Below are 13,286 nucleotides of genomic sequence, written 5' to 3' on the forward strand. Positions count from 1 at the left end.
GGAACGGTCGATACCGGGGACGGTCGGCTCGCTCACCGCGTGGCCCCTTCCTGTCCGGACCCGGGCGCCTGCAGGTACCCCGCGGTCATGCGTTCCACGTACTTGGCGATCACGTCGACCTCCAGGTTGACCGGGTCGCCGGGCGACCGCGACCCCAGGGTGGTGTCGGCGAGCGTGGTCGGGATGAGCGCCACACCGAAGCCGTCCGGGTACACCGCGGCCACGGTGAGGGAGACGCCGTCGACGGCGATGGAGCCCTTCTCGACGACGTACCGGGAGAGCTCGGCGGGCAGCGAGAAGCGGATCTCGTCGCTGCGCTCGCCCGGGGTACGCGACACCAGGGTCGCGACCCCGTCGACGTGGCCCTGCACGATGTGGCCGTCGAGCCGGCCACCGGCGGGGACGGCGCGTTCGAGGTTGACCCCGGACCCGGTGGTCGCCGCGCCCAGCGAGGTGCGTTTGAGCGTCTCGGGGACCAGCTCCAGGGTGAGGGTCGCCCCCGCGGTGCCGCCGTCGGGGACGACGGCGGTGAGACAGCAGCCGTTCACCGCGACGGACTCGCCGTGCCGTACCTCCGCGGCCAGCGCCGCGCGCACGGTGAGCACCACGACGTCGTCGTCGGTGCGGACGTCGACGACCTCGCCGACCTCCTCCACGATGCCGGTGAACATCGGTGTTCCCTCCTACTGGGCCGGTCGTGCGTCGAGCACGAGATCGACACCGGCGTGCCGGACCTCGTCCACCTGCAACCGGATGATGTCCGCGATCGTTCCCACCCCGGCGTCGCCGAGTGCCGGTGGCCCGGCGCCGAGGAACGCGGGGGCCAGGTGCACCAGCACCCGGTCCACGGCTCCGGCCGCGACGAAGGCACCGGCCAGGGTGGGCCCGCCCTCGAGCAGCACGTCCACCACGTCGCGGGCGGCGAGCGCGTCGAGCACCTCACCCGGATCGCGGGTGCGCAGGTGCAGCACGTCGGGGCCCGCGAGCCGGGCGTCGTCCGGGACGTCACGCCGGCCGGCCACCACGCGCAGCGGCTGGTGGTCGTGCAGGGTGCCGTCCGGACGACGGGCGGTCAGCGCCGGGTCGTCGGCCAGGACGGTACCCGTGCCGGCGACGATCGCGTCCATGGTGCGGCGCAGGTCATGCACCTCGGCGCGGGCCTGCGGGCCGGTGATCCAGCGGCTGCTGCCGTCGGCGGCGGCGACGCGGCCGTCGAGGGTGGTGGCGACCTTCCAGGTCACGTGCGGGCGCCCGGTGCGCTGGCGGTGCAGCCAGCCGCGCAGCGGGCCGGCCGCGACCTCGCCGGCCAGTGTGCCCAGCGTCACCTCGACGCCGGCGGCACGCAGCCGGTCGATCCCACCGGCTGCGACCGGGTTGGGGTCGGCCACCGCGGCGAACACCCGGGCGATGCCTGCGTCGAGCAGGCCGTCCACGCACGGCGGGGTGCGGCCGGTGTGGTCGCACGGCTCCAGGGTGACCACGGCGGTGCCGCCCGCGGCCCGCTCCCCCGCATCGGCGAGGGCGACGCGCTCGGCGTGCGGGCCACCGGGCGGGCGGGTACCGCCCACCCCGGCGACGCGGCCGTCGCGGTCCAGGACCACGCAGCCGACGGGCGGGTTGGGGCTGGTGGTGCCGTGCACCCGCGCCGACGCGGCGACGGCGAGCCGCATGGCAGTGTCGACGTCGACCGGGCCGTCCGGGACCTCGAGCCCGTCCGCTGTGGCCGGGCCGCCGAGCGCAGCGGATCCGTCCGGGGCGCCGGGCGTGCCCGTGCTGCCCGAGCGGTCGGCAGCGCCCGGGCCGGGTGCCGTGCTCATGAAACCGTCAGCCCTCCCAGCGCTGCGGGGCGCTGTGGCGCACGGTGTCCCGCAGGGCCTCGACGGCGCGGCCGGGGTCGTCGGCGTTGTAGACCGCGGAGCCGGCGACGAAGCAGTCGACACCCGCCTCGGCGGCCTCGGCGATGGTGTCGGCGTTGATGCCGCCGTCGATCTCGACGATCAGCTTCAGGTGCCCGGTGTCGACGAGCCGGCGGGCCTCGCGGACCTTGTCGAGGACCTCGGGGATGAAGCTCTGTCCGCCGAAGCCGGGCTCCACGCTCATCACCAGCAGGGTGTCGTAGTGCCGGAGCACCTCGAGGTACGGGTCGAGCGGCGTGTTCGGCTTGATCGCCAGCCCGGCCAGCGCGCCGGCCGCGCGCAGGTTCTTCGCCAGCATGACCGGTTCGTGGGCGGCCTCAACGTGCACGGTGACGTTGGTGGCGCCGGCCTCGGCGTACGGCGGGGCCCAGCGGTCCGGGTCGTCGATCATGAGGTGGCAGTCGAGCGGGATGTCGGTGGCGGCGCGCAGGCTCTTGACCACCGGCAGGCCGAGGGTCAGGTTCGGCACGAAGTGCGCGTCCATGACGTCCACGTGCAGCCAGTCCGAGCCGGGGCGGTCGGCGGCGGGCCCGACGGCGACGGCCTCGTCCGCCAGGCGCGCGAAGTCGGCCGACAGGATGCTGGGAGCGATCATCGGGTCCACGCGGTGCAGGCTACTGCCCGCACATGCGTGGTCCTGCACCCAGCTGCACCCGCCGCCGTTGCCGGCGGCCCCGTGCCGACGGCCCCGTGCCGCCGGGCCCATGGCTCCCGGCGCCGTGGTCGCCGGAGCCCGGCGGGCCCGGTCAGTCCAGTGGCTTGCGGATCAGCGCCAGGAACATGGCGTCGGTGCCGTGCCGGTGCGGCCAGAGCTGCACGGTGGGGCCGTCGCCGAGGCCGGGGACGTCGTCGGGGAGCGCGGTGCGGGCGTCGAGCTGCTCGACCTCGCCCGCCGGTCCGGGCCGTCCGGGGCGCCCGACGATCCGGGACACGACGCCCACGGTCTCGGCCAGGTGCGGCGAGCACGTCACGTACGCGACGACGCCGCCGGGGCGCACGAGCCGGAGCCCGGCGACCAGCAGCTCGCGCTGCAACCGGGTCAGCTCGGCGGTGTCCTCCGGACGGCGGCGCCAGCGGGCCTCGGGACGGCGCCGGAGCGCGCCCAGTCCGGTGCAGGGGGCGTCGACGAGCACGCGGTCGAACCCGCCCTCGGGCAGGCCGGAGTCGCGGCCGTCGGCGACGGTCACGGTGACCGGGAGGTCAGCGGTTGCCCGGCGCACCAGCTCGGCACGGTGCTCGCTGGACTCGACGGCGTCGAGGGACCCGCCCTCGGCCGCGACGAGCCCGCCGAGCAGGACGGCCTTGCCGCCGGGCCCGGCGCACAGGTCGAGCCAGCGTCCGGTGTCCTCGCCCAGCAGCTCGGCCTTCGCGAGCGCGGCGGCAACGAGCTGGCTGCCCTCGTCCTGGACGACGGCGAGGCCCTCGGTGACCGGCTCGAGCTCGCCGACGTCACCGCCACCGGCCTCCAGGTGCACGCCGTAGGGCGAGTACGGCGCCTCCTCGCCACCGGTCGCGAGCGCCAGCTCATCGGCGGTGATCTCACCGGGGCGGGCGAGCAGGTGGACCTGCGGGCGGGTGTCGTCGGCGGCGAGTGCGGCCTGCAGCTCGTCGCCGGTGTCGCCGAGCGCGTCGGCGAAGGCCTGGGCGATCCAGCGCGGGTGGGCGTGGCGCAGCGCGGCGTCGCCGACCGGGTCCTCGGCCGGGTCGGGGGCGAGCCGGTCGAGCCAGCCGGCCTCGTCGTGCTCGCCGATGCGGCGCAGGACGGCGTTGACGAACCCGGCCGAGCGGGAGCCGTGGTCGCCGCGGACCAGCTCGACGCAGGTGTCGACGGCGGCGTGGTCCGGCACCCGGGTGCGCAGGATCTGGTAGGCGCCCAGGCGCAGCGCGTCGAGCAGCGGGTGCTCGATCTTGCTCAGCGCCCGGTCGGTGCAGGCGTCGATGACGGCGTCGAGCAGGCCCTGGGCCCGCAGGGTGCCGTAGCCGAGCTCGGTAGCCAGGGCTGCGTCGCGGTCGCGCAGACCGTGCCGGCGCAGGATCGAGGGCAGCGCGAGGTTGGCGTAGGCGTCGCGGTCGCGGACCGCGGTCAGCAGCTCGTAGGCGGCCTGGCGCGACGGGTCGACCGCAGGCGGACGGCCCGGGCCGACCCGGCCGCGGGGCGGGCCGGAGTTGCGCGGGCCCGCCGACGCGTGCCGGTCGCGGTCGCGCGGCGGGCGCGGCTCACGGTCGCGGCGCGGACCGCCCTCGCCTGGGCCGGAGTCACGGGGACCCGAGCTCCGGGATCCGGAGTCGCGGGGACCCGAGCCCCGGGAGCCGCCGGTGCGGGGGCCGTGTCCACGAGCGCCGCGGTCGCGGTCGCCGCGATCCCCGGGGCCACCCTGTCCGGCGCCGTCCCGGCGAGGACCGTCCTGCCGTGCGCCCCGACGACGGTCGTCGGAACGGCGGTCGTCGGAACGGCGGTCGTCGCGCGGGCCGCGGCTGCCACCGGACCGGTCGTCGGAACGGCGACCGTGCGGCCGGTCGTCCCAGCCGCTCCCCCGCCGACCGGCGCCGCCGGAGCGTTCCGGCCCACCGGAACGGCCGTGACCACCGGGGCCACCGGACCGTCCCTGCCCACCGGCGCCACCGGAGCCACCGGAGCGGCTGTGTCCGCCGGAGCCGCCGGAGCGGCCCTGCCCACCGGAGCCGCCGGAGCGGCCCTGCCCATCGGAGCCGCCGGAGCGGCCCTGCCCATCGGAGCCGCCGGAGCGGCCCTGTCCACCGGCGCCCCCGGAGCGGCCGCGGTCGCCCGGGCCTCCCCGCTCGCCGGAGTCGCCGGAGTGTCGGCCGGAACCGCCGAACCCGCTCGGACGTCCGGAACCACCCGAGCGGCCGAACCCGCCGGAGCGCCCGCCCGACCGGCCGTCACCGCCCCGGCCGCGACCGCCGGCGGACCGGCCTCCGCGGTCGTCGCGGTCGCGCCGGTCGCCTCGGTCGTCCCCGGAGGTGCTGGGGTCCTGCTCGCTCACGTCGTCTCCTCGGCGGTCGTCCCGCCCCGGCCGGGGGTGTCCCGGACGGTCTCGCTCGTCTCGTGCCCGCCCGGCTCGTGGCCGGACGGGTCGTGCACCGGCTGTGCGCGGCCGGCGCGGGTCGTGGCCGCCGTGCGCCGGCCCGGCCTGCGACCGGGTCGCCCGGCGACCAGGCCGGGTGCTCCGGACCGGGCAGCCGGGACGCCCACCCCGGGCGGCCAGGTGGCCCGGCCGGGCAGCCGGAAGCCGGGCAGCCGGGCCCGGCCCGCGCCGATCAGGCCAGCAGCTCCCCGGCCTCGATCCGCGCGCCCCGCGCCCAGTCCGCTGCCGCCATCATCCGCTTCCCGACCGGCTTCACCTCGCCGAGCTCGACGGGCACCGTCGCCGTCCCGAGCAGCACGCGGCGGCGCTCCACCCGCAGCTCTCCCGGCTTCAGCTCCACCTCGCCGGTCCGCAGCGGCCGCACCGGGCCGATCCCGAGGCGCTCGCCGCGGAACTCGCACCACGCCCCGGGCGCCGGGGTCACCGAGCGGATCAGCCGGTCGACCGCCGCGGCGGGGCCTGCCGGGTCGACACGGGCGTCGGCGGTGGTCACCTTCGGAGCCAGGGACACGCCGTCGGCGGGCTGCGGAACCGCGGTGACCGTGCCGTCGGCGATGCCGTCGAGCGTCGCGACCAGCAGGTTCGCCCCGGACGTGGCGAGCCGGTCCAGCAGCGCGCCCGCGGTGTCGGTCGGGCCGACGGTCTCGGTGACCACGCCGTAGGTCGGGCCGGTGTCCATGCCCTCCTCGAGCCGGAAGGTGGTGGCGCCGGTGACGTCGTCGCCGTGCCGGATCGCGGACTGTACCGGTGCGGCACCGCGCCAGGCGGGCAGCAGCGAGAAATGCAGGTTCACCCAGCCGTGGGCGGGCACGTCGAGCACCGGGCGCGGCAGCAGCGCCCCGTACGCGACGACCGGCGCGCAGTCCGGGGCCAGCTCGCGCAAGGTGTCCAGGAACTCCGGCTCGGACGGCTTCGCCGGGGTGAGCACCGGGATCCCGGCCTCGTCGGCGAGCGCCCCGACCGGGGAGCGACTGAGCCTGCGGCCGCGCCCGGACGGCGCGTCCGGCCGGGTCAGGACGGCGACGACCTCATGACGCGTGGACTCCAGCAGCGCCCGCAGCGACGGCACCGCCGGCTCGGGTGTGCCCGCGAACAGCAGTCTCATCGGGCCTTGCCGAACATCGGGTGCGGGCTGGTCTTCACCGTCGGCTCGGGCTCGCCGAACCAGGACGCCGCGCGGATCTCGCGCATCGCCTGCTTACGGGTCTCCGCGTCGAGCCGGTCGATGAACAGCACGCCGTCGAGGTGGTCGGTCTCGTGCTGGATGCAGCGGGCGAGCAGCTCGGAGCCCTCGACGGTCACCGGCTCGCCGTGCATGTTCCAGCCGTGTGCGACCACGGTGAGCTTGCGGCGGCAGTCCCAGCCGAAGCCCGGGATCGACAGGCAACCCTCCTTGCCGAACTGGTCCTCGTCGCCGACGGCCTCCCAGGTCGGATTGATCAGGTGCCCGGAGAAGCCGTCGCAGTCGTAGACGAACACCCGCTTCCCGACGCCGATCTGCGGCGCGGCGAGACCGGCGCCGCCCTCGTCGTGCAGCGTGTCGGTCATGTCGGCGACGAGCTTGCGGAGCTCCGCGTCGAAGTCGGTCACCTCGGTGGCGCGGGTGCGCAGCACCGGGTCGCCGAACAGCCGGACGGGCTGGATGGCCACGGCTCTCCTCACACGCTTCTCGTCGGACGGGATTCGCCATTGTGCCACCGGGCCCGGCACCGGCCCGGGGCCCGTCAGCCGCCCCGTCCGCCGGTCCCCCAGCCGATCTCTCAGTCGATCTCTCGGCCGATCTCTCAGTCGATCTCCTGGGGATCCAGCCGGATCCGCACCGCGTCGGTGGCCTTGCGGGCGGTCCGCAGCGCCTGGGCGTCGTGCAGGGCCGCCGCGAGCCGCCGCCCGGAGCCACGCGGGACGCGCAGCAGGCCGCGCTCGCGGACGTCGTCGTCGTGCGCAGGCGGGCCACCCGGGCGCTCCGGCGGGTCGATCTCGACCGGCCCGAGCAGCTCGACTCCCTCGGGCGGGTCACGGTCCGGGTCGAGCACCGCGTCACAGATCTCGGCGACCGCCGCGGGTGGCCCCTCGACGGCGGCCATCCGCACCGCGGGCGGGAACCCGACCTCCGCGCGTTCGGCCAGCTCGGCCTCGGCGTGCCCGACCGGGTCCCAGCGCACCAGCGTCTGCACCGTCGGGATCGAGGCCTCGGCGACGACCACCACCCGGCCGCCGTCACCGTGCGGCACGACCTGTGCGGCGGCGGCGAACCAGCGGCGCAGCGTCTCCTCGGCGACCCGCAGGTCGGGGCGGGCGAGCATCGCCCACGCGTCGAGCAGCAGCGCGGCGCCGTAGCCGCCCTCGGCGACCGGTTCCGCTCCCGGGGTGGCGACGACCAGGCCCGGCCCGGCACCGATGCCGTCGAGCACCGCCGCGCCGCCGCCGGAGGACTTCACGGGGACGCCGGGGAACGCCCGGCCCAGTTCCTCCGCGGTCCGCCCGGCGCCGATCACCCCGGCCCGCAGCCGCCGGGAGCCGCAGTTCGGGCAGCGGAACGCGGGCTCGACCCGGCCACACCACCGGCAGGCGGGCAGGCCCGCAGCGGCGTCCGGCGCGGCCCCGGGCGCGGGCCTGGGCAGCCCGAGCGGGCCGGCGCAATGCCGGCAACGCGCGGCCTCGCGGCACTGCGCGCACGCCAGGAACGGCAGGTAGCCGGCCCGCGGGACCTGGACGAGCACCGGGCGCCCGGCGGAGATCGCGGCGCGGGCCGCCTCGAACGCGACCGCGGGCACCCGGGCCGCACGTGCGGTCGGGTCCCGGACGAGCTGGGTGTCGGACTCCCCGATCGCGGTGATCCGCGGCATCCGGTCGCGCACGGTGCCGCGCTCGGCGACCACCGACCCGGCCCAGCCGGAGTCGACGAGCAGCTGTGCCTCGGCGGTGCGCGCGAACCCACCGACGATCAGGGCGGCGCCGTCCCGGTGTGCGCGCAGCACGAGCACGTCCCGGACCTGCGGATACGGGGCGCGCGGCTCGATGTGGGAGTCGTCGCCGTCGTCCCAGACGGCGAGCAGGCCGATCTCGGCGAGCGGGGCGAACGCCGCCGACCGGGTCCCGACGACGACCTGCACCGCGCCGCGCCGCACCGCGAGCCAGCGCCGGTAGCGCTCGGCCGGGCCGAGGTCCGCGGTCAGCGCGACGACCGCGTCCTCACCCAGCTGCGCGGCGCAGGCGGCGTGCAGCCGGTCGACGTCGCGCTGGTCCGGGACGACCAGCAGCGCCGAACGGCCTGCGGTGCGGGTCGCGGCGGCGGCCTCGGCGAGCCGCGCCGCCCAGTCCTCCCCCGGCAGCGCCTGCCACACCGCGTGCGCGACGCGGCCGCCGGCCAGCGCGTCGAGCAGGGCGCCACCGCGGGGGTAGGCACTCCAGCCGGTGCGGTCCGGCGGCTGCGGCGCCGCGATCTCGCGCTCGCGGGGCTTCTCCGACTCGACGCGGGCGTGCCGCGCCGGGACGGCCAGGCGCAGCACGTCGGCCAGCACCCCGGCGTAGCGGTCGGCGACGGCGCGGGCGAGCCCGGCGACCTCCGGGGTCAGCACCGGTTCCGGGGAGACGACCTTGTCGACCCAGGCCAGCTTCCCGCCGTGCCCGGAGGAGTCGGTGCGCTCCAGCAGGTAGCCGTCGACCATCCGCCCGGCGAACCGGACCCGCACCCGGGTGCCCGGGACGGCGGCCTCGTCGAGGTGGGCGGGGACGCGGTAGTCGAACGGCCGATCCAGGTGCGGGAGCGGGACGTCGACCAGCACCCGCGCGACCGGCAGCGACTCGGCGGGCTTCCACTCGCCGCGGTCGCGCGACGGGCGCCGCGGACGGCGGGGAGAGGCCTGCGTGGTCACGACCAGGGTCTACCAGACGGCACCGACACCACCCGACGGCACACGACGGCGCACCGCCGACGGCGGCACTGCACGCACCAGCGACGACGGCGCAGCACACACGAGCACAGCACACACGGACGGCCGGGTCGTGCTGTGCTGCTGTGGTGCAGCGGTGCCGTGCTGCCGGAGCCGATCAGCTCCCGGCGAGCGACTTGAGCGCCTCGGCGCGGGAGGTGTCCTCCCAGGGCAGCTCCACGTCGGTGCGGCCGAAGTGGCCGTACGCGGCGGTGTCGCCGTAGATCGGGCGCAGCAGGTTCAGGTCGCGGATGATCGCGGCCGGACGCAGGTCGAAGACCTCCTCGATCGCCGACTGGATCTTCGCCGGGTCGACGTTCTCGGTGCCGAAGGTCTCGACGAACAGGCCGACCGGGGCCGCCTTGCCGATCGCGTAGGCGACCTGGACCTCGATACGGCGGGCCAGGCCTGCGGCGACGGCGTTCTTCGCCACCCAGCGCATGGCGTAGGCCGCGGAGCGGTCCACCTTCGACGGGTCCTTGCCGGAGAACGCGCCGCCACCGTGGCGGGCCATGCCGCCGTAGGTGTCGACGATGATCTTGCGGCCGGTCAGGCCCGCGTCACCCATCGGGCCGCCCAGCACGAAGCGGCCGGTCGGGTTGACCAGCAGCTTCGGCTGCGCCGGGTCCCAGCCGAGCGCCTCGACCTCGGGGGTCACGACGTGCTTGAGGATGTCCGGGGTGAGCATGCCGTCGAGGTCGACGTCCGCGGCGTGCTGCGAGGACACGACGACCGTGTCGAGCGCGACCGGCTTGTCCCCGTCGTAGTCGATGGTGACCTGAGTCTTCCCGTCGGCACGCAGGTAGGGAAGCGTGCCGTTCTTGCGGACCTCGGTCAGGCGGCGCGACAGCCGGTGCGCGAGCGCGATCGGCAGCGGCATGAGCTCGGGGGTGTCCTCGCAGGCGTACCCGAACATCAGGCCCTGGTCGCCTGCACCCTGCTTGGCGATCTCGTCCTCGGCGGACTCGACGCGCTTCTCGTAGGCGGTGTCGACGCCCTGGGCGATGTCCGGCGACTGGGCGCCGATCGCGACGTTCACGCCACAGGACGAGCCGTCGAAGCCCTTGGCCGACGAGTCGTACCCGATGTCCAGGATGCGCTCCCGGACGATCTTCGGGATCTCGACGTAGGCCTGGGTCGTCACCTCGCCGGCGACGTGCACCTGGCCGGTGGTCACCAGGGTCTCCACCGCGACACGGCTGCTCGGGTCCTGCTCGAGCATCGCGTCGAGGATCGAGTCGCTAATCGCGTCACAGATCTTGTCGGGATGACCCTCGGTCACCGACTCGCTCGTGAACAGGCGTCGGCTCGTGTTCGACACGCGCAGAATCTCCATCCGGTCGACAGGGCACGGCCGAACAGCCGTGCCGGGCCCGGCCGGATCCACGGTGCGATCCGGCCACTGACGGCCCACCCTAGTGCAGAACCAGGCCCTGTACGGGTCGCACATGACGCAACTCGAACACGTTCGGTACATACGGCCCGCGTAGACACCACGCAGGGTCACCGAACTGGCGGAACCGGACGTTCCGGTCGTCCCCCGGAGCGGTGTGGCGATGATCAGGTCGAGACGTGTCTCACCGGATGGCGCGTGTCCGGCGCCACGCAGCGTGCCCGCGCAACACCCTCGGTACCGGCGGAGCTGCGACCGCTCACTGCAGCCGGGCTGCGACCGCTCACTGCAGCCGGGCTGCGACCGCGTCCCACACGCGCGACGCCAGCAGCGCCTTGGATCCGTCGGTCAGCTCCACCTCGCCGCCGTCCGCGGCGAGCAGCCAGCCGGCGTTGTCCCCGACCTCGAAGGCCTTGCCGTCCCCGACGGCGTTGACGACGAGCAGGTCGCAGCCCTTGCGCCCGAGCTTGGCGCGGCCGTGGTGCAGGACGTCGCCGTCGGCGTCACCGGTCTCGGCGGCGAACCCGACGATCACCTGCTCGGCGCGCGGACGGTCCCGGACCAGCCCGGCGAGGATGTCGGGGTTCTGCGCCAGGCGCAGCGGGGGCGGCTCCGCGGAGCCGCGCTTGATCTTGTCGGCAGCGGCGTCGACCGGCCGGAAGTCGGCGACCGCGGCGGCCATCACCACGGCGTCGGCGTCGTCGGCTGAGGTGCGCACGGCGGCCTCCATGGCCGCGGCGGTCGGCGCGGACACGACGTCGACGCCGGCCGGGGCGGCGAGGTCGGCGGTGTGCCCGGCGACCAGGGTGACCTGCGCGCCGCGCTGCGCGGCGACGCGGGCCAGCGCGTAGCCCTGCCGCCCGGACGAGCGGTTGCCCAGGAAGCGCACCGGGTCCAGCGGCTCCCGGGTCCCCCCGGCGCTCACGACGACGTGCCGGCCCTCGAGGTCGCGGGGCAGCGCGCCGGGGCGCTCCAGCAGTAGCCGGGCGAGGTCGAAGATCTCCGCCGGGTCGGGCAGCCGTCCCTTACCGGTGTCGGCGCCGGTCAGGCGCCCGGAGGCGGGCTCGAGCACGACGGTCCCGCGCGAGCGCAGCAGCGCGACGTTGTCGCGGGTCGCGGGGTGCTCCCACATCTCGGTGTGCATCGCCGGGGCGAGCAGCACCGGACATCGGGCGGTGAGCAGCGAGGCGGTGAGCAGGTCGTCGGAGCGGCCGTGCGCGATCCGCGCCAGCACGTCCGCGGTCGCCGGGGCGACGACGACGAGGTCCGCGGCCCTGCCGAGCTGCACGTGCGGGACGTCCGGGACGTCGTCGAACACGCCGGTCGTGACCGGGCGGCCGGACAGGGCCTCGAAGGTGGCGGCGCCGACGAACCGCAGCGCCGCCTCGGTGGGCAGGACCCGCACGCCGTGCCCCGACTCGGTGAGCCTGCGGAGCAGCTCGGCGCTCTTGTAGGCGGCGATGCCGCCGGAGACGCCGAGCAGGACCTCAGGGGCGGGCGTGCGGTCCGGCATCGAAGGGACTTACTCGCCCTCGGTGTGCTCGAGCATCCCCGCCTGGATCTCCCGCATGGCGATCGACAGCGGCTTCTCGCGCGGGCCGGGCTCGACCAGCGGGCCGACGTACTCCAGCAGGCCCTCGCCGAGCTGGGAGTAGTAGTCGTTGATCTGGCGGGCGCGCTTGGCCGCGTAGATGACCAGCGCGTACTTGGAGCTGACCTGGCTGAGCAGGTCGTCGATCGGGGGGTAGGTGATGCCCTCGGGGACACTGGTGCCGGTCGGCGTGCTCACGTACTCACTCCTGGTGCCGAAGAAGGGGCCCGTCACGGGCGGAACTCGCGACCGTCACGCGGCGTCGCGGTCGACCGCCAATGCTACCAACCGGCCGACGACGGCCTGCAGGTCGTCGTTCACGACGACCTCGTCGAACTCGTCCTGGGCCGCCATCTCCTCGATCGCGGTCCGCAGCCGGCGGTCGCGCTGCTCGGGGGTGTCGGTGCCGCGGTCGGTGAGCCGGCGGGCCAGCTCCTCCATCGACGGCGGCGCCACGAACACCGTCACGGCCTCGGCCATGACCCGCTTCACCGAGCGGGCGCCCTGCAGGTCGACCTCGACCAGCACCGGGCGGCCGTCGGCGAGCGCGTGCTCGACCGGCTCGCGCGGGGTGCCGGAACGCTGCAGCCCACCGTGCACCTCGGCCCACTCGAGCAGCTCGCCGCGCTCGATCAGCGCGTCGAAGCCCTCGCGGGACACGAAGCGGTAGTCGCGGCCGTCCACCTCACCCGGACGGGCCGGGCGGGTGGTGGCCGAGACGGAGAAGTACAGCTCCGGCAGCGCCGAGCGCAGCCCCCGGACCACGCTGCTCTTCCCGACGCCGGACGGCCCGGCCAGCACCAGCAGGCGGCCGCGGGCCGGGCGTCCGGTCGCGTCGGGGGTCACGGCGTCAGAAGTGGTCACTCGGGGTCCGGTCGGCTCGCGGGTCGGCTCGGGGCTGGGCTCAGCTCGGGAACTTCTCGAGCAGCGCCTTGCGCTGGCGCTCGCCGAGTCCGCGCAGGCGGCGGCTCTGGGCGATCTCCAGCTCCTCCATGATCTGCTGGGCACGCACCTTGCCGACGTTCGGCAGGGCCTCGAGCAGTGCCGAGACCTTCATCTTGCCGAGCACCTCGTCGGAGTCGGACTGCTTGAGCACCTCCTCCAGGGTGGTGCCCCCGCGCTTGAGGCGGTCCTTCAGCTCGGCCCGGGCCCGGCGCGCGGCCGCGGCCTTCTCCAACGCGGCGGCGCGCTGTTCCTCGGTCAGCTGGGGAAGGGCCACGGTCGTTTCCTCCGTACTCACGTCGTCCACGCCACCGGTGTTGACGGGTGGCGGCCGGGCGGTGACATGCACCGACCCGTCCGGGGGAATCCCCGGATTCGCGACGAACGTACCCACGACCTCACGGG

12 protein-coding genes are annotated in these 13,286 nt (G+C 75.7%); all 12 read right to left on the reverse strand.

Annotated features, from left to right (window positions below; translation table 11 throughout):
* Positions 1 to 32 precede the first annotated feature (32 nt).
* A complete protein-coding gene (locus ACLE50_RS11450) occupies positions 33 to 671 on the reverse strand; it encodes a riboflavin synthase (RefSeq protein WP_410943447.1) in 639 nt (212 codons plus the stop codon).
* 12 nt (positions 672 to 683) lie between these two features.
* Positions 684 to 1,670 carry a bifunctional diaminohydroxyphosphoribosylaminopyrimidine deaminase/5-amino-6-(5-phosphoribosylamino)uracil reductase RibD gene (gene ribD / locus ACLE50_RS11455; protein WP_410943575.1) on the reverse strand — a complete coding sequence of 329 codons (987 nt, stop codon included), beginning with the start codon at positions 1,668 to 1,670 and terminating at the stop codon, positions 684 to 686.
* Positions 1,671 to 1,824: 154 nt separating this feature from the next.
* Positions 1,825 to 2,511 (reverse strand): ribulose-phosphate 3-epimerase, encoded by a 687-nt coding sequence (gene rpe / locus ACLE50_RS11460; protein ID WP_410943576.1) that lies wholly within the window; start codon positions 2,509 to 2,511, stop codon positions 1,825 to 1,827.
* 151 nt (positions 2,512 to 2,662) lie between these two features.
* On the reverse strand, positions 2,663 to 4,006 hold the full coding sequence (locus ACLE50_RS11465; RefSeq protein WP_410943577.1) for an RsmB/NOP family class I SAM-dependent RNA methyltransferase: 1,344 nt from the start codon (positions 4,004 to 4,006) through the stop codon (positions 2,663 to 2,665).
* Positions 4,007 to 5,195: 1,189 nt separating this feature from the next.
* Positions 5,196 to 6,128 carry a methionyl-tRNA formyltransferase gene (gene fmt, locus ACLE50_RS11470; protein WP_410943448.1) on the reverse strand — a complete coding sequence of 311 codons (933 nt, stop codon included), beginning with the start codon at positions 6,126 to 6,128 and terminating at the stop codon, positions 5,196 to 5,198.
* Positions 6,125 to 6,673 (reverse strand): peptide deformylase, encoded by a 549-nt coding sequence (gene def / locus ACLE50_RS11475; RefSeq protein ID WP_410943449.1) that lies wholly within the window; start codon positions 6,671 to 6,673, stop codon positions 6,125 to 6,127. Before def ends, fmt begins: the two co-directional genes overlap by 4 nt.
* Before the next feature lie 134 nt (positions 6,674 to 6,807).
* Positions 6,808 to 8,898: a primosomal protein N' gene (locus ACLE50_RS11480; RefSeq protein ID WP_410943450.1), complete on the reverse strand. Its 2,091-nt coding sequence runs from the start codon at positions 8,896 to 8,898 to the stop codon at positions 6,808 to 6,810.
* 175 nt (positions 8,899 to 9,073) lie between these two features.
* Positions 9,074 to 10,276 carry a methionine adenosyltransferase gene (metK, locus tag ACLE50_RS11485; protein WP_410943451.1) on the reverse strand — a complete coding sequence of 401 codons (1,203 nt, stop codon included), beginning with the start codon at positions 10,274 to 10,276 and terminating at the stop codon, positions 9,074 to 9,076.
* A 355-nt stretch (positions 10,277 to 10,631) separates the two neighbouring features.
* Positions 10,632 to 11,861: a bifunctional phosphopantothenoylcysteine decarboxylase/phosphopantothenate--cysteine ligase CoaBC gene (gene coaBC / locus ACLE50_RS11490; protein WP_410943452.1), complete on the reverse strand. Its 1,230-nt coding sequence runs from the start codon at positions 11,859 to 11,861 to the stop codon at positions 10,632 to 10,634.
* Positions 11,862 to 11,870: 9 nt separating this feature from the next.
* Positions 11,871 to 12,137, reverse strand: a complete 267-nt coding sequence (gene rpoZ / locus ACLE50_RS11495; RefSeq protein WP_410943453.1) for a DNA-directed RNA polymerase subunit omega — start codon at positions 12,135 to 12,137, stop codon at positions 11,871 to 11,873.
* Positions 12,138 to 12,191: 54 nt separating this feature from the next.
* Positions 12,192 to 12,803, reverse strand: coding sequence for a guanylate kinase (gene gmk, locus ACLE50_RS11500; RefSeq protein WP_410943454.1), 612 nt, complete (start codon positions 12,801 to 12,803; stop codon positions 12,192 to 12,194).
* Between the two features lie 40 nt (positions 12,804 to 12,843).
* Positions 12,844 to 13,158, reverse strand: a complete 315-nt coding sequence (gene mihF / locus ACLE50_RS11505; protein ID WP_410943455.1) for an integration host factor, actinobacterial type — start codon at positions 13,156 to 13,158, stop codon at positions 12,844 to 12,846.
* Between the last annotated feature and the right edge of the window lie 128 nt (positions 13,159 to 13,286).

It is taken from the genome of Pseudonocardia phyllosphaerae, assembly GCF_046546475.1.
Taxonomy (GTDB): domain Bacteria; phylum Actinomycetota; class Actinomycetes; order Mycobacteriales; family Pseudonocardiaceae; genus Pseudonocardia; species Pseudonocardia phyllosphaerae.